Raw genomic sequence first — 15,555 nt, forward strand, 5'->3', positions numbered from 1 at the left:
GTGTAAATTTTGACATAGGCGTTTTCTGCATTTTAACCAAATCAGTAAAGAGGACATCATTGATATTCTCCTTTTAGAAGCAACTTGAATAAAACTGATAAAGTTTGAATTAAAGTGTGATTAGGAAAGTGAGTGATGAGAACTCTTTATTTGGACTTCTTTTGATTCATCTATTTTAGTATTAGGTCTTAGTGCTTCATATGTAGTACCACCAGCTACGAGTGCAGATGCTGTAGCTATGCCAATTATTGCTAATATACTTAGTCTAGTTGTATGTTCAAGTATAGTACTTGCTACCAGCCCAACAGCAAGACCAACAACAATAACAGCAGTGTACAACATTCTAGGATTATTTGAATTAGGCATATAGCTCACTAACTCTCTGCAACACTTTTCTGATTCTTTCTTTATGTCCTCGAGCTTATTTAGATCTTCTTTTTCTATTTTAGCATTTAATTCTAGTTTCTTATATAATTCTTGCATTTCTTTTACTTATTTTTCTAATTTTTTTAAAAAATTTATTATTTTTGTTCCTTGTAATTTTATTATTGTTTCCTTAAGTAGTAACGTTGATATTAGCATTGCTATTTCTTCTATCTCTTTTTCTTTTTTCCTTTCCAATTCCACTGCTTTTTCTATTCCTTCTTCTGATATTTTAGTGTCTTTTTTTAGTTCTATTTCAAACTTTCTTTTTTTTTAACTCTGATTTTGCTTCTTCTAATGATTCTAATGCATTCCATAGCTTTTCACCAGAATTCTGACTCCGTTTTGGTGACATAGACTGACTGCCTTTGAACTTTTTTGGTGATATGGGCTGATTTTTACCATCTTTAAGCTTTTTTGAGTTTTCACCAGCACTTACTTTAGCCATAATAAACCTCACATATTAAATAATGCTATTACATAATATCTTTAAAGCTCAATGTCAAATAGTATCTTTACATAATATAACTCATAAACAGAAAATTTTAGTATAAAATGCCATATTTACTTTGTGCTATGGTTTGAGGTAGAATAACAACTTGCTTCAAATATGGAAAGGCAGTACAACTCTATGATCAAGTTACTGAACTCTCATTTACTCCTCTTTTTTTGTAAAACAATCTACAATTCATTAGAAGATCTTCAGATGGACGTTGATCATTGGTTGTGTTTTTACAATGAGACAAGACCTCATTCTAGTAAATATTGTTATGGCGATGTAGACTTTCCTGAATAGAAAACATATTGCTTTTTAGAAAAATATTAGTAGCATTACATAAGAGACTGATATTAGTTTTCAATTTTTCTGTTAGTTAATTCTTGCTTGCTAGGTTAAGTTGTGTCTGGTAACCATAATGGCAAATCTTGTTAATTTGAGGCGTGGATTTTAGCCTCTCTCATCCTTACATTAGTTACATATTCTTTCGCAGAGGGCTAATGATAGCAATGAATTTATTAGTAAAATTCAGTAATTTATAATTGACAATTAGAGCTGTTAATTAGCAACTCACTTTAAATAAGTTACTCAACTGTGACAGATTTAGCTAAATTTCTCGGACAATCTACATCTAACCCTTTTTTTTCTGCAATAGAATAAGCAAGAAATTGCATAGCAACACTGTAGATAATTGGAGAAACAAAATTGTCAACTTCTGGAAGTTGCACCACATCTATGCAAATTCCCTTTAAGAGCGGTGCTCCTTGCTTATCACTAAAGGCAATTACTTTACCTTTTCTTGCAATAATCTCTTGTATATTGGATAGCGTTTTAAAGAATAAATTATCGTAAGGAATAATTGCGATAACAAGTACAGTAGAGTCTATCAAGGCGATAGAACCGTGCTTCATTTCTCCCGCTGCAATACCAATTGTGTTGATATATGAAAGCTCTTTTATCTTCAATGCACCTTCCATTGCAACTCCATATGAGCTTCCTCTCCCAATTATAATTATATTATTGTGCTCTAATATACTGCCTGATATATGTTGTATTTTCATCACATTCAAAACATGCTCTACATGTTCGGGAATGGAATTAATAGCACCGCTTAGTTCCTTTATCCTCTCTCTACCTAGTATACCTTTTATTTTTCCAAGCTCTACAGCAAAGCATGCTAAAATTGCAAGCTGCGTAGAAAAGGTTTTTGTCGAAGCAACACCAATCTCAGGTCCAGCAAGAGTATGCAATACAATATCTGAGGCTTTTTCTATGCTGCTATTAAATGTATTAATTATGCTAATGATCATTTGTTTCTGCAATCTCGCATAACGTAGTGCTTCCATAGTATCTGCAGTTTCACCAGATTGAGAAATGAATAAGCCAATACTACCTTCTTCGAGCTTGACGCTGCTATACCTAAATTCTGACGAGATTTCTAGATATACCCGAATTTGAGCAATACTTTCCAGCCAACACTTTGCTATTAGTCCAGCAAAATAGGATGAACCGCATCCAACTATAGTAATGTAACCTAGTTCAGAAAATAATTCTTTGTTGATTTCTTTATATTGTTTATAAAATTGATTTATTGTTGTGTTTAATGCATACGGTTGCTCAAAAATTTCTTTTAGCATAAAGCTAGGGTAACCATTTTTACTAATTAGAAAATTTCTTGGACTGCTATTTTCTGTTCTGCGTTTAACTTGTATGCCATTATTATATATACTGAATTCGTTAGATTTTATTACTGCAATATCATTATCTTCTAAATGCAATATTTTTTCTACAAATGAATTCAAAGTATTAGTATCAGAAGCAGCAAACACTTTATTACAGTTATATCCTATTGCTAAAGGCAAATTTCTTTTTGCAACAAATAAAGTATCTGGATATTCTGCAAGTAATAAAGCCAAAGCAAGTGAACCTTGTAAATTGTTTAAACACTGTAATATAGAATCAACTGGTGACAATCCTTCATTAAGATATGCAGTTAATATGTTTGGTATTACTTCTGTATCAGTGTCGGTATGAAAAGATACTCCCTTTTCCTCCAGATCCTTTTTTAATATATTGTAATTTTCAATTATGCCATTATGAGCAATAACAACATTATTTATATAAATGGGATGAGCATTTTTAAGATTTGGAGCTCCATGTGTAGCCCAACGAGTATGTGCTATACCAACTTTGCTACTAGATATCTTGCTCTCATGAACAACTTCACATAATCTTTCAACTTTACCTTCTGATTTTTTGACTTCTATCTTACCTCTATTATTTATAATTGCTATACCTGAAGAATCATACCCTCTGTATTCCAATTTTTGCAACGCGGTTAGTAAAGTTGGTATTACTGAATCACCGCTACTTACTATACCTAATATTCCACACACTTCGTAAATTATGAAGCATTTTTGTCTTTTTTACTTTCCTCTAGTTTATTTTTCTTGCCATTCTTTTCAACTTTGCTTTTTTCAATAGATTTAGCTACTGGCTTTTGAATTTCTTTATTTAAGATTTCAGATATAGCAGACTTTAGGATTTTTATTTCAATTTTTGGTGCTATTTCTAGTATTAGTTGTGCATTTACTTCGTCAACTTTGTTTACTTCACCTATTATTCCACTAGAAGTAATAACCGTATCACCACGTTTTATTTGATCTATCATCCTTCTATGTTCTTTTAGTTTTTTGTGATTGGGGCGAATAATGAGAAAATAAAATACTACAAATATTAAAATGAGTGGAATAAAGCTAGCAACAGATGCTGATACATTGTTAGTCGCATCTGCCGCAAAAACCTCAGAAATGAACATATTTAATCCCAATTATTAACGACAAAATTAAATAGATTAAGCAGCAATTACAATATCATGTCAAGTATCTGAAAGAAATTAATTCAAATTAATAAGAAACTTAAAGAATTTTAAGGTGTTTCTGCTGTAATGGCGGGAGTGATGAGACTTGAACTCACGACCTCATGCGTGACAGGCATGCGCTCTAACCAACTGAGCTACACCCCCCATTGCTTTTTAACGTTTGCAACTTTAAAGCTAATCAACGTGTTGCCACTTGTCAATATTTTTTGTTTGCGCTTTTTTGTCTTTTTTATTACCATGTAAATAACTTAATTTCACACATGGCTTATGCAAGTAGTCCCGTTAGGGTTATGCCATGGAGGATAAACTATTTGGAGGAGTAAATATGACAAATTTACCTAAAGTTACTATACGTGATTTAGCTGAACCTGGTGTGCATTTTGGCCATAAAGTTAGTCGCTGGAATGCGAAAATGGCCCCATATATATATGGTATACATCAACAGAATCGTATACACATAATAGACTTACGAAAAACATTACCATTGTTAGAGGCGGCGATGAAAGCTTTATACGATGTTGCATCTCAAGATGGTCGCATTTTATTTGTTGGTACGAAATTTCAAGCTTTAGATATTGTTGCAAGTGAAGCAGTTCGTTGTGGTCAGTATTATGTAAATGATCGATGGCTTGGTGGTATGCTTACTAATTGGAATACTGTTTCTTCTTCGATAAAAACTTTGATACAATATGAGAAAATATCCAATGATGAAGATAGCATCTTAACAAAAAAAGAATTAGGAAACATTGAAAAGAAAAGAAAAAAGCTTGATAAAGAATTGGGTGGAATTAGAGAAATGGGAGCAGTTCCTGATATTTTATTTATTATTGATACTAACAAAGAGCATATAGCGGTTAAAGAGGCTAAAAAACTGGGTATTCCTGTAGTTGGAGTACTTGATACCAATTCTGACCCAGATGGTATTGCCTATCCTATACCAGGAAATGATGATTCAAGAAAATCAATAGAGCTCTATTGTAAATTAGTTGCTGATTCTATATTAGCTGGAATAGAGTCTAGTTTGACAAGGTCTAGAGTTAAGGATGATGAGCTTATTCAAGAAAAAGAAGAGGATATTGTGCAAACTAAAAAGAAGCGTATTAAGGTTGAAACAGAAAGGGAGGTAATAGTAAGTAAATGAAGATGGATTCAAGTAGTATAAGGGAATTACGCGATAGAACAGGGCTTGGCTTAAGCGATTGTAAGAAAGCGTTAGAAGAGTGTGATGGTGATATTAAGAAAGCCGTTGATAAGTTACGTAAAATAGGATTTGCTAAAGCTGACAAAAAGTCTGATAGAGTAGCTTCAGATGGGCTTATTGCTATGTGCTTGGCTAAAAATTATGGTGTATTGGTTAAAGTCAATTGTGAAACTGATTTTGTTGCTAGAAATGAGAAGTTCATAGCATTAGTTTCAAATTTAGCATCAATTGCTTGTCAAGAACGTTGTACTAGTCTTGATGAGTTAAAAAATGCCAAATATGAAGATGTTGGTACAGTGCAGGAAGCTATTATGAGTGGTACATCGGTTCTTGGTGAGAAGTTAGAGTTAAGCAATCTTTGCTACCTAGAGACTAAGAATGGGATTATTGCTGGCTATGTACATGGTAATATGCATGGCTTAGGTAAGATTGGTGCTTTAGTAGCATTGCAATCATCTGGTGATAAACAAGAGATTGGAAAGCAAATAGCTATGCATGTAGTTGCTATGAAACCTGAAGCTTTATCTATAGATGATTTAGATCAAGAAAAATTAAACAATGAGCGTTCTATAATTGAGGAGCAAGTAAAGAGCTTAAATAAACCTGAAGAGGTAGTGAAAAAAATAGTAGATGGACGAATGGCTAAATACTATGAAGAAGTTGTTCTGCTAGAGCAGAAGTTTATAAAAGATGATAAAATGAAGATTGCTGATTTTATAGAATCAAGTGCTGTTAAATTAGCTAATTATAAGTTACTTACTTTGGATGGTGCAAATAAGTAACAAAACTTCAGAAGTAAAATACCCCAGAGTGTTATTCAAAATCTCTGGGGAGGCTTTGATGGGATCAAAGCTATTTGGCCATGATATGGAAGTGATAGATAAACTATCCAAAGACATAGTTGAAGTTTGTAATCTCGGAGTTCAAGTTTGTATTGTTGTTGGTGGTGGGAATATTTTTCGTGGTGCATCAGCATCTTTAAGTGGCTGTGAAAGAGCAAGCAGTGATTATATTGGAATGCTTGGTACTGTCATTAATGCTTTAATTTTGCAAAATTTTTTAGAAAAAAGCTCTATAGTCTCTAGGGTGTTGTCTGCTATACCTATGACTACTATATGTGAACCTTATATAAGAAAGAAGGCTATTCATCATTTAGAAGAGGGCAGGGTGATAATTTTTGCAGCAGGAACGGGTAATCCATTTTTTACTACGGATACAGCTGCAGCTTTACGCGCTGTTGAAATGAATTGTAATGTTATTTTAAAAGGTACGCAAGTAAGTGGCGTGTATTCTGCTGATCCAAAAAAAAATGAGAATGCTGTAATGTACGATAGGCTTTCTTACACAGATTTATTAACTCGTGATTTGAAGATTATGGATGCGTCAGCAATTTCACTTGCTCGTGAAAATTCTATTCCAATTGTAGTTTTTTCTTTGAAAAGTGAAAAAATGGTCAATATTATTAAAGGTCAAGGTAATTATACTATAGTCTCAGATTATAAACATTAGGTAATTTATGTTAAACGAAATAAAAGCTAAAACAAAAGAAAGAATGCTAAAAACTATTCAGTCTTTTCATGATGATATGAAAGGTATACGTACTGGTAGAGCTAACTCATCATTACTTGATGGTATAGTTGTAAATATCTATGGTGGACATCAAAAACTGAACCAAGTTGCAGGCGTTTCAGCTATAGATAACAAAACTCTATCAGTTAAAGTTTGGGATGCTACTGTTATCGGTGAAGTGAAAAATGCGATAATCAATGCTAACTTAAATTTAAATCCTGTTGTTGAAGGAAATACTATACGTATAGTTCTTCCAGACTTAACACAAGAAATTCGTGAAAAATTAGTGAAATTATTGCATCAATTTTCTGAAAATGCACGAGTTGCAATTAGAAATATACGTAGAGATGTTATGGAAGAAATAGAGGAAATGAAGAAAAATAAGGAAATCTCAGAAGATGATTTTCATGTTGCCAAAAAGGAAATACAAAACATTACTGATGATAATGTAAAAAAAGTCGATGATGACTTATCTATTAAAGAAAAGGATATACTGCATCATTAAGTTAATATGAAAGAATTTTTCAGTATTGAAAAACATAAGAGGATTCGATATAGATTCAATTGTATGAATGCTGTGATTCAAATCTCATCATTACGCACACATTTGATCTTATACCTTTTGAAATCTAGAAAAAAAGCTTTTCAGTTTGATTTTTTATTACGATAATTAAGTTTACACTCTTGAGCGAAAACGATGCTGAAACGCCTTTTCCTTATTTTTGCATTTGTATTACTCATCCCACTGTCAAATGTTGATGCCAGAAGATATATCAGAATTGTTGGATCTTCAACTGTTTTTCCTTTTATCTCATTTATATCTGAAGAATTCAGCCGTATATTTTCCTTTAAAACTCCAGTTGTAGAATCGATAGGAAGTGGATCAGGGTTCAAAATGTTTTGTTCAGGAATAGGGGAAGGCACACCAGATATCACTACTTCATCTCGCCCTATGAAGGAAGTAGAGAGAGAATTATGTAAAAGAAATAAAGTGAATGAAGTAATAGAGATCATAATTGGCTATGATGGAATTGTTATTGCAAATTCAAATCAAAGCCATAGATTTGATTTTACAAAAAATGACCTGTTTGAAACTTTATCTTCATATTCTGAAGACAATGATAGATTAGTAAAGAATAACAAGAAATTTTGGTCTGATGTAAATCAAGCTCTACCAAAAACAGAAATTAAAATCTATGGCCCACATCAAAATACAGGTACACATGAAACTTTGATTAATTTTATTATGCTTGATCAATATTCATGTATGAACTCAAGGGTTTTCAAAGAGAATTATCAAGACCAAGAAAAAAGAAAGAAAGCATGTAGTAATATCAGAGATGATGGAAGATATATAGAAGTTGGAATTAATGAAAACATAATAATACAAAAATTGAAGAGCAATAAAAATGCTTTAGGAATATTTAGCTTCAGCTTTTTAGCGAAAAACCAAGATGAGATTCAAGGAAGCACAATCGCAGGAATTGAGCCAACTTATAAAAATATATCATCGGGGGAGTATATGTTAGCAAGGCCTTTATATCTTTACATAAAGAAAGAACACTTAGATATTGTTGATGGATTAAGGGAATTCATTAGAGAAGTTGTAGACTCTATTAGTACTGAAGGTGGATATTTATCTAGGCTTGGCTTAATTCCACTTTCAAGCGAAAATATGAAAAAAGTCTTGGAAAAGGTTCGTGATATAATATGATGACTTTGATATTTTTTTATTCTGGATACTAGGTTAAAAATAGAACGTTTAAATTTCTTGTTTTTATTGTTATCATACTTAGATTTCCTAAGAACTTATTTACTATAAAATACAACAAGTTCTATTTATTTGAGAAAGTTGTGCGTCTTGTAGAACAGATTTTGTTGTAGGTTTCTCTGTAGCTATTTCAAGGTTTTCTTCTATGCTTTTTTGTTCTGTGTAATCTTTAACTTCTTGAATGAAATCTTCAACCCACTTCTCACTACCTATCTTGGCATGTCGTTGTTGCTCACCTTTAAGAAGTTTTATTACAGCTGCATCTTGATTTTCAGGCACTCTTTGATATTTAAGCCACAAGTCACGAATATCAGGAGGATCTTTTTTCAAATGAGCTTCAAAGGTTGCTTTTGTGTCTTTTGTACTTTCTTCTTGTTGATCTTGATGAAATTTAAACCAGAAATTGCGAATATCAGGAGAAGCTTTATCCCAAAGAAGTTTAGTAATTTCTTTTATATTTCTCAGATCTTCTTGTTTCAATCTTTTACCATCACCTATATATCGTTTATTAAGATCAACTTGCAGAGGATAAAGTAAAAGGGTAGTTTTGCTCTGTGAATGTATAGGTCTATTTAAAATCATTGCTAAATTTGTATCACAATCTTCTAATACTGCTTTAACTTTTTTAACATCTAAATAATCTATTGCTTGACGTAATTTGTGATGAAGATCACTTATTCTCTTTAAGTTTTTCACTTTTTGCATATGCGAATCATCATTTCCTTCCTCTTCTTGCATAGCTATATCACACGAAATATTCTCAATTTTTTGCTCCATTTTCTGTATACATTGATTAATTTCCTTTTGATTTTTTTTGAATATAATCAACTGTGAAATGGTACAAGGATTAGGTAGATCGTCTTTAAACTCTTTTTGTATATTACTAGGTAATTCGCTTTTCAAAACTTCTTGTATATCGCTATCGTAATTATTTTTTATATTCTCAAAGTTGCCTTGTATAGCTTCACTAATTAATGAATCTCGAATGTTTTTTTGTCTTTCAGTTAATAACATACCTCTACCTCTTATGACAAATTTAGCGCTATAATTATACGTATTTATAATCAAGTCAAGAGAAAAAATTAGCAAAGCGGTTGAAGTTTTAATAACATATAGCTTTCAAAGTACTGTCTATGGAAAGTCTGCAAGTTTTACGTTCAATTGCGTTTATTGTGGGAATTTTTCTATTGTTATTTGGCGTAGCAATGCTTATTCCTGCTATTACTAATAATTATCTAGGTTACGAATGGAAAAATTTTCTGGTTGGATTTATAGTTACTTGCATATTTAGTGCGATTTTTATTCTACTGGGTAAACTAAGTAGGTTACATGGAATGCTGGCAATTTTTGCGATTACCAGTTATACCTGGATTGCATTATCTCTATTTGCAGCTATTCCATTTTATCTTGATAGTTTAAGCTACATTGATGCACTGTTTGAAGCAGTATCTGGGATTACAACCACAGGAGCAACTGTTCTAAGTTACATCGAGCAACAATCTCCAGTGATACTATTGTGGAGAGCAATGCTGTACGGTATAGGTGGTTTTGGAGTAATTACAGTAGGAATTGCAATTTTTCCCATATTTAAGGTTTTGAGCTGAAATAATTTACTCTATTCTGAGTACTCAGATGCTCTTAAAAGAAAGTTACCACATACGCGAAGCGTAGTAATACATATTGCAGAAATATATTAATGCCTAATTTTATTGTTCATATTTTCCTACTATCTAGATGGCATGCCATTATTTGACGCAGTATGTAACGAAATGTCCGCTGTATCAACTGGTGGATTTGCTAACTATAACGATTCTATAGGCTACTACAATAACCCTATATTGGAGGTCATAACAATTATCTTTATGATTTTAGGCTCTTTACCTTTTCTGAGCTATTTAAAAATTATAAGACGATTAGACGTTTGTTATGATGAACAGGTCTCTTGCGTTATTAAGATAGTTGTTATCTCATCTTTGCTTGCTTGTTTTTGGTTATATAAAAATTTTAACTTAGGAGTATTTTTATCATTTAGGTACAGCACATTCACCATTACCTCCTTTATCACATCAACTGGCTATGTAATGTGCAACTACTTGAATTGGAGCTTTATTTCAGTCTTAGCTTTCTTTTTAGCCTTTATTGGTGGATGTGGTGGTTCTGCTAGTTGTGGAATCAAAATCTTCCGTTTAGTCATTTTTCTAAAGTCTATAAGGAATTACTTTAGCTCTTTATTAAATCCAAGTGAAAGCGATAGAGTAAAACTCAATGGTAAAATACTGGAAAATGATGAAGTTCAATCCGTCTTTACGTTTTTTGCGATTTACATGTTAACGTTCACTATATCATCAATAGTGATGTCTTACTTGAGCAATGCGGACTTTATAATTAGCATCAGCTCTGTTTCTGCAATGCTTACAAATTCTGGCCCAGGGTTTAGTAACCTAATAGTTCCTTCAGGTAATTATTCCTCCTTTAGTTGTGGTAGTTGTGGAGTAAAGCTATTTCTATCGTTTTTGATGCTGCTTGGCAGGCTTAAAATATTGCCAATTTATTTTTTTATAGGTAGTTTATACTGGAAACTTTGCCATTCCAGAGCGTAATGCTAATTCAGGTTTACATTTAAATTCTATTACATATTATTATAAGTATTACAAAACTTTAAAGGACAATTATGGCAGTTATGCCAGATAAATGGATAAGGGAAAAGGCTGAAAACTCTAGAATGATAGAGCCTTTTGTGAATCATAAAAGCAGTAAGGGTGTTGTATCTTTCGGATTATCATCTTATGGCTATGATGCAAGAGTTAGTAATAAGTTTAAGATTTTTACTAATGTTAATTCAGTTATTGTAGACCCCAAGAATTTTTCTGAGAATAGTTTCATAGATAAGGAAACAGATGTATGTATAATCCCACCAAATAGTTTTGTACTTGCCAGCACGGTGGAATATTTTCGTATACCAAGGAATGTACTGGTAATTTGTGTTGGTAAATCAACTTATGCAAGATGTGGTATTATAGTAAACGTCACACCTTTAGAGCCTGGATGGGAAGGTCACGTCACACTTGAATTCTCTAACACTACTCCACTTCCTGCAAAAATTTACGCTAATGAAGGTGCATGCCAGTTTGTGTTTTTAAGCGGCGAAAGTGAATGCGAGAAATCATACGATGATATGAAAGGAAAATATATGAATCAACATGGTATCACTTTGCCGTTAGTTAAGTGATTATTTTAGATAAAGCTAGATATTGATTCTTTGTATTGAAGATTAGCAAAATTTTCTTTTATTAGTTCATCACATTTTTTATCACCTAAAACTGCACGTGCAGAGTGATTTTTAAATGATTCTATAAAGCTAATAAAGAAATTTGTAGAAGGATTACTTAAAGCTTTTGCAACTTCTTTTTTTTCTTCATCATTGGCAAGCTGATTAAATAATTCTTCACCTTTTTTTGTAGCTCATTTTGAAATTCTTGTTTTACAGTAGCCTTATCCGCTCTTTGCAAGAAAGAAAACTCTTCAAAAGTGTACAAGGAAGAGACAATACTGTTAAAGGTACCAGTAAAACATGCACTGCCAACAAGTACTCCGTATTCTGTTTGCGATTCTACTAAATGTTTAACCAATTGATATTTTCTCTGTGATATGCAGGTATTAATATCTATATTATTATCAGTACTTTTTTTATTTTTATCCTTACAAGCTTTCCAAACCAAACTTAAAACTTGCTTCAATCTTAATCCACTTCCACTATGTGAATCAGGGTCATTTTTTATACGCTTTAGGCACTCAAGTGCATGTTTTTGCTCATCTGCTGTGAGTTGATCTTTATCTACAGCTTTTTGTGTGCCATTTGCTATTCACTCTAACTGATCAATAAATCTTTCTATTTCCTCTATAAACTTATCATCAACATCAGGCTCGCCATAGTTTTCTTTTAGCTTTTGAACGTTAATATTAATTGCATCATTTACATTAGTATCATGCGTTGTTTGTGAGATACGTGCTGCCTCCATAAATGCTTCAGTTCTTTGATCTAACCATTCTGGTAATTTGCCTTCTGCAAGAACATATAGCTTACTCAATGCTTGAGCGATTAGAATTAATGCTAGAACAAGAACAATAGATGCTATGAGTAATACTACAGCTAAACCAATGACTAGCCACCTCACAGGGGCTAGTAAAATATCTCTTAATTTTGACGTTCTTTGTATGTTACCTGGTGTATTTACTACTACTGGTATAATTAATTTTAAATAGTCTCACTATCGTCAATATATTATATTTCTCTTATTTTGTCAACTCACATTTCTACTTCTGTACTTTTTCATTCTTTCTTCTAATTACTATGGATGCATTTCTTTATTAATTGATATCCTCTCAAGCAGCTAAAACTGATTACATTCGCCTAGTTACAAAAAAATGTCTGTGCTAAAACATGCTCATATATAGCTCTTTTTCTAATAATTCGAATAGCTGGATATTCTTTCTGGCTCAATTTTTTATAGCAAACCAATGGTTTGATTAAAATCAGGAGAATATGTAGGCAGATATATAACTTCAGCACCGACACTTTTAACAAATTCACTTAGAAATGATGACATCATCTTGCTTTATAAATACGAATAACATTATATCTGTTTGGAGTCATGCAAGTAAATATGACAGATTAGTTAATGAATTTATTGATTCTATTTATGATAGAAGTACTATCTTACATTTACTAGCCAAAGATGGTAATGAAGAAGTTATTAAGCTGATATTAGAGAAAATAGAACCTAATAAATTAAGCAAAATTATTAATGCTATTGATGAAAAGAATTTTACTTCTTTAGATTATGCTATCATACATGGTCACTTAGGTACTGTTCAGCATCTTGTAAGGAAAGGGGGTGATGTAAATCTAAATAACACAAAAGGTATGAATCCTTTGCACTTTGCTGCCGTATATGGTCACTTAGATATTGCTAAATACCTTGTAGCGCAAGGGGCTATAATAAAATCATTAAACAAAGATAGTATGTGTCCTTTGCACTTTGCTGCTATATATGGTCACTTAGATATTATTAAATACCTTGTAGAGGAAGGAGATAGTATAAATATAAAGGATAAAAATAACATGCGTCCTTTGCACTTTGCTGTTATGCATGGTCAGTTAGATATTGTTGAATACCTTATAGAGAAAGGAGCTATTATAGATAGATAAGATGAAAAAAATATGAGTCCTTTGGACTATGTTATTGTATATTCTAACTCAGAAGAAATTATTTATTATCTTGAAGATATGCACTTAGCTCCAGACTTAAAAACACAATCACATAAAAGAAACCTAGAGACATTTGATGAACATACACTACCTAAAAAAAGAAAATTAAAAAATATAAGCGAAGCATTTCAATTTGAAGATAAAAGCACGGTTAACTTAACTCATAGGTCACCTATATCTTCATTTAACAGCGTCTCTGTAAAACCTGCAAACAAGGACTTAAGACTATAATTTTACAGTAAGCTATTTAATTTTATGAGGGGAATTTCAAAAAAACAGAGAAATAAAGTAATAAATTGATATAAATTCGCGTAGAATAAGTGGTAGACCACGCGATTCCAAAATAAACTCTTCTCACAATAGCTGGTTTTGGTTGCGGAAGTGATTGTGTTGTCTAAGTTATTAGTAATATATACTATTAAGTCAGTATTAATTCGTTAAGAACTTTCATTAAAGATTATCAAAAAAACTTCTAAATAGGGATTGACAAGTTTTAGAGATGGAGTATTTTATGAAAAGTATATTGAGCTATTAATTTTTTATGTATAATAAATATGATAGTGAAAATATTTTTCTTTATATTATTAGGTAGCTGTTTTATTCAGAAAAGGATATTTTTTCTTACTTTGAAATTGAGTGGTTTTTATGGAAGGTTAAATGATTAATGAATTATTTGCTACTGTACGTAGTGGAGATGCTAATCAAGTTGCGGATTTTATCAATAAAGGGGATGATGTTAATGCTAAGAATAATCATGGCGATACTCCTTTGCACTTGGCTACTAAAAATAGTCATTTAGATGTATTAGAAAAGCTCATAAAGGAAGGAGCTAATGTTAATGAAAGAAACAAATATGGTAATATCCCTTTACACTGGGCTGCAAGTTATGGTAGGTTAAGTATAGTAGAAGAGCTTATAGAGAAAGGAGCTGATATTAATGCTAAGAACAATAATGGCAATACTCCTTTGCATTGGGCTGTTAAAAGCAGTCATTTAGAAGTAGCTAAATTTCTTATAAGTAATCATGCTGACGTTAACGCTAAAAATAAAGATGGTTGGACATCTTTGTACTTTTCAGCTGCTTATGGCAATTTAAATATAGTTAAGCTCATTCTTGATAAAAGTGATTATGTTGATGCTAGAGGAGCTTTAGCCGTGGCAAATACGCTTAATGAAGAAAACAGCTTAGAAATACGAAACCTTCTAGAAGAAAGAATAAGAAGAAATGAAGAAATCACCCAACATCTTAATTTACAAGAAGAAAGCAGCTCCCTATCAACACGTGTCCATAATCGCCGCAGTATTGAACAAGAAGATGAAAATTCGTTGCAAAATGATAAGATAGGTCCTAATAAAATAGGAGTTACAAGCGGAACAAGTAAGCCATCTTCATTTATCAATATTTTTGCTTACACTACGGTAGATACTATTAAAGGTATTTTTCAGTTTGTTTCTTCTCCTTTTAAGGCAGCTATAAGTATGGAACCTTCTAAAGCTATTACAGTTCAAGGTATTGATAACGACGGTGTACTTCTTTTATTAGATGTATTTATAAGGAAAATCACAGTTCAGAAGTATATTTCCACAGTAGTTCAGTCTATATCACCATTAGAAGCACAGGGCTATGCATTAAATATTATAGAGGAATTTGAGAAAGTAGTAGAGCAAGCTGCATTAAAAAGTGGGATATCAATACATCGGTTAAATATTGATTGTGTAAAAATGCAGAAAGAGGTTACTGCAAAAATCACGGGTGGTAAGTTTAATGAGATTTCAGGATTTTTAAACTCATATGTAGAGCAAGCATGCCACGATAGAGAAACAGGTAAGTTAAGTCCAAAGAAGTTTAACAAATTTATGGTTGTATTTAATAAGGAACTAGATTTAATAGTAAATCAATCAATGCAATAGATATTACACAATAGAGATAGTACATTAGAAGTTG

17 protein-coding genes, 1 tRNA gene and 2 pseudogenes are annotated in these 15,555 nt (G+C 32.0%); 11 read left to right on the plus strand and 9 right to left on the minus strand.

Going from position 1 to position 15,555, the window contains the following annotated elements:
* Positions 1 to 120: 120 nt before the first annotated feature.
* The 3 genes from JSQ73_RS05930 to JSQ73_RS05935 are packed head-to-tail and all read right to left on the minus strand — an operon-like array spanning position 121 to position 871.
* Positions 121 to 483: a hypothetical protein gene (locus JSQ73_RS05930; protein WP_234301724.1), complete on the minus strand. Its 363-nt coding sequence runs from the start codon at positions 481 to 483 to the stop codon at positions 121 to 123.
* 9 nt (positions 484 to 492) lie between these two features.
* Positions 493 to 627: a hypothetical protein gene (locus JSQ73_RS06650; protein ID WP_255701032.1), complete on the minus strand. Its 135-nt coding sequence runs from the start codon at positions 625 to 627 to the stop codon at positions 493 to 495.
* A gap of 52 nt (positions 628 to 679) precedes the next feature.
* A complete protein-coding gene (locus JSQ73_RS05935) occupies positions 680 to 871 on the minus strand; it encodes a hypothetical protein (RefSeq protein ID WP_234301725.1) in 192 nt (63 codons plus the stop codon).
* Between the two features lie 213 nt (positions 872 to 1,084).
* Between JSQ73_RS05935 and JSQ73_RS05940 the strand changes: the two are divergent.
* Positions 1,085 to 1,238, plus strand: a pseudogene (locus tag JSQ73_RS05940) (IS481 family transposase); the annotation flags it as partial.
* A gap of 265 nt (positions 1,239 to 1,503) precedes the next feature.
* Here the strand turns inward: JSQ73_RS05940 and glmS are convergent.
* From glmS to JSQ73_RS05955, 3 genes are all read right to left on the minus strand, one after another.
* The gene (gene glmS / locus JSQ73_RS05945) at positions 1,504 to 3,315 is read right to left on the minus strand and encodes a glutamine--fructose-6-phosphate transaminase (isomerizing) (RefSeq protein WP_214250071.1); all 1,812 of its coding nucleotides are present in this window, start codon (positions 3,313 to 3,315) and stop codon (positions 1,504 to 1,506) included.
* Between the two features lie 8 nt (positions 3,316 to 3,323).
* The gene (gene yajC / locus JSQ73_RS05950; protein ID WP_006012489.1) at positions 3,324 to 3,737 is read right to left on the minus strand and encodes a preprotein translocase subunit YajC; all 414 of its coding nucleotides are present in this window, start codon (positions 3,735 to 3,737) and stop codon (positions 3,324 to 3,326) included.
* Between the two features lie 130 nt (positions 3,738 to 3,867).
* A tRNA-Asp gene (locus JSQ73_RS05955) sits at positions 3,868 to 3,944 on the minus strand.
* A gap of 181 nt (positions 3,945 to 4,125) precedes the next feature.
* On the opposite strand from JSQ73_RS05955, the gene rpsB reads away from it, so the two are divergent.
* From rpsB to JSQ73_RS05980, 5 genes are all read left to right on the plus strand, one after another.
* Positions 4,126 to 4,941, plus strand: a complete 816-nt coding sequence (gene rpsB, locus JSQ73_RS05960) for a 30S ribosomal protein S2 (protein WP_214250080.1) — start codon at positions 4,126 to 4,128, stop codon at positions 4,939 to 4,941.
* The gene (gene tsf / locus JSQ73_RS05965; RefSeq protein WP_214250072.1) at positions 4,938 to 5,783 is read left to right on the plus strand and encodes a translation elongation factor Ts; all 846 of its coding nucleotides are present in this window, start codon (positions 4,938 to 4,940) and stop codon (positions 5,781 to 5,783) included. Before rpsB ends, tsf begins: the two co-directional genes overlap by 4 nt.
* Positions 5,767 to 6,510, plus strand: coding sequence for a UMP kinase (pyrH, locus tag JSQ73_RS05970; RefSeq protein ID WP_214250073.1), 744 nt, complete (start codon positions 5,767 to 5,769; stop codon positions 6,508 to 6,510). Before tsf ends, pyrH begins: the two co-directional genes overlap by 17 nt.
* A 7-nt stretch (positions 6,511 to 6,517) precedes the next feature.
* Positions 6,518 to 7,075 (plus strand): ribosome recycling factor, encoded by a 558-nt coding sequence (frr, locus tag JSQ73_RS05975; RefSeq protein ID WP_214250074.1) that lies wholly within the window; start codon positions 6,518 to 6,520, stop codon positions 7,073 to 7,075.
* A 192-nt stretch (positions 7,076 to 7,267) separates the two neighbouring features.
* Positions 7,268 to 8,284 (plus strand): substrate-binding domain-containing protein, encoded by a 1,017-nt coding sequence (locus tag JSQ73_RS05980; RefSeq protein ID WP_214250075.1) that lies wholly within the window; start codon positions 7,268 to 7,270, stop codon positions 8,282 to 8,284.
* Between the two features lie 102 nt (positions 8,285 to 8,386).
* On the opposite strand, the gene JSQ73_RS05985 is transcribed toward JSQ73_RS05980, so the two are convergent.
* Positions 8,387 to 9,355: a hypothetical protein gene (locus JSQ73_RS05985; protein ID WP_214250076.1), complete on the minus strand. Its 969-nt coding sequence runs from the start codon at positions 9,353 to 9,355 to the stop codon at positions 8,387 to 8,389.
* Positions 9,356 to 9,474: 119 nt separating this feature from the next.
* Between JSQ73_RS05985 and JSQ73_RS06800 the strand changes: the two are divergent.
* Together JSQ73_RS06800 and dcd are read left to right on the plus strand one after the other, a co-directional pair.
* A pseudogene (locus tag JSQ73_RS06800) lies at positions 9,475 to 10,941 on the plus strand (TrkH family potassium uptake protein).
* A 71-nt stretch (positions 10,942 to 11,012) separates the two neighbouring features.
* Positions 11,013 to 11,570: a dCTP deaminase gene (dcd, locus tag JSQ73_RS06000; protein WP_214250077.1), complete on the plus strand. Its 558-nt coding sequence runs from the start codon at positions 11,013 to 11,015 to the stop codon at positions 11,568 to 11,570.
* 157 nt (positions 11,571 to 11,727) lie between these two features.
* On the opposite strand, the gene JSQ73_RS06005 is transcribed toward dcd, so the two are convergent.
* Both JSQ73_RS06005 and JSQ73_RS06010 read right to left on the minus strand, forming a co-directional pair.
* Positions 11,728 to 12,078: a hypothetical protein gene (locus JSQ73_RS06005; RefSeq protein WP_234301726.1), complete on the minus strand. Its 351-nt coding sequence runs from the start codon at positions 12,076 to 12,078 to the stop codon at positions 11,728 to 11,730.
* Between the two features lie 126 nt (positions 12,079 to 12,204).
* A complete protein-coding gene (locus JSQ73_RS06010; RefSeq protein ID WP_234301727.1) occupies positions 12,205 to 12,516 on the minus strand; it encodes a hypothetical protein in 312 nt (103 codons plus the stop codon).
* Positions 12,517 to 12,938: 422 nt separating this feature from the next.
* On the opposite strand from JSQ73_RS06010, the gene JSQ73_RS06020 reads away from it, so the two are divergent.
* From JSQ73_RS06020 to JSQ73_RS06030, 3 genes are all read left to right on the plus strand, one after another.
* On the plus strand, positions 12,939 to 13,550 hold the full coding sequence (locus JSQ73_RS06020; RefSeq protein WP_234301728.1) for an ankyrin repeat domain-containing protein: 612 nt from the start codon (positions 12,939 to 12,941) through the stop codon (positions 13,548 to 13,550).
* 12 nt (positions 13,551 to 13,562) lie between these two features.
* Positions 13,563 to 13,841 (plus strand): hypothetical protein, encoded by a 279-nt coding sequence (locus tag JSQ73_RS06025; RefSeq protein ID WP_214250220.1) that lies wholly within the window; start codon positions 13,563 to 13,565, stop codon positions 13,839 to 13,841.
* 426 nt (positions 13,842 to 14,267) lie between these two features.
* Positions 14,268 to 15,521, plus strand: a complete 1,254-nt coding sequence (locus JSQ73_RS06030) for an ankyrin repeat domain-containing protein (RefSeq protein ID WP_234301729.1) — start codon at positions 14,268 to 14,270, stop codon at positions 15,519 to 15,521.
* Positions 15,522 to 15,555: the final 34 nt, after the last annotated feature.

Origin of the sequence: Wolbachia endosymbiont of Anopheles demeilloni, from assembly GCF_018491735.2 — a bacterium.
Lineage (GTDB): Bacteria > Pseudomonadota > Alphaproteobacteria > Rickettsiales > Anaplasmataceae > Wolbachia.

Coding starts and splice junctions, on each gene's coding strand:
- tsf (WP_214250072.1), top strand. CDS start 4,938: ATGAAGATGGATTCAAGTAGTATAAGGGAATTACGCGATAGAACAGGG.
- JSQ73_RS05930 (WP_234301724.1), bottom strand. CDS start 483: ATGCAAGAATTATATAAGAAACTAGAATTAAATGCTAAAATAGAAAAA.
- pyrH (WP_214250073.1), top strand. CDS start 5,767: ATGGTGCAAATAAGTAACAAAACTTCAGAAGTAAAATACCCCAGAGTG.
- dcd (WP_214250077.1), top strand. CDS start 11,013: ATGGCAGTTATGCCAGATAAATGGATAAGGGAAAAGGCTGAAAACTCT.
- JSQ73_RS06020 (WP_234301728.1), top strand. CDS start 12,939: ATGATGACATCATCTTGCTTTATAAATACGAATAACATTATATCTGTT.
- JSQ73_RS05985 (WP_214250076.1), bottom strand. CDS start 9,355: ATGTTATTAACTGAAAGACAAAAAAACATTCGAGATTCATTAATTAGT.
- rpsB (WP_214250080.1), top strand. CDS start 4,126: ATGACAAATTTACCTAAAGTTACTATACGTGATTTAGCTGAACCTGGT.
- frr (WP_214250074.1), top strand. CDS start 6,518: ATGTTAAACGAAATAAAAGCTAAAACAAAAGAAAGAATGCTAAAAACT.
- JSQ73_RS06030 (WP_234301729.1), top strand. CDS start 14,268: ATGATTAATGAATTATTTGCTACTGTACGTAGTGGAGATGCTAATCAA.
- yajC (WP_006012489.1), bottom strand. CDS start 3,737: ATGTTCATTTCTGAGGTTTTTGCGGCAGATGCGACTAACAATGTATCA.
- JSQ73_RS05980 (WP_214250075.1), top strand. CDS start 7,268: ATGCTGAAACGCCTTTTCCTTATTTTTGCATTTGTATTACTCATCCCA.
- JSQ73_RS05935 (WP_234301725.1), bottom strand. CDS start 871: ATGGCTAAAGTAAGTGCTGGTGAAAACTCAAAAAAGCTTAAAGATGGT.
- JSQ73_RS06025 (WP_214250220.1), top strand. CDS start 13,563: ATGAGTCCTTTGGACTATGTTATTGTATATTCTAACTCAGAAGAAATT.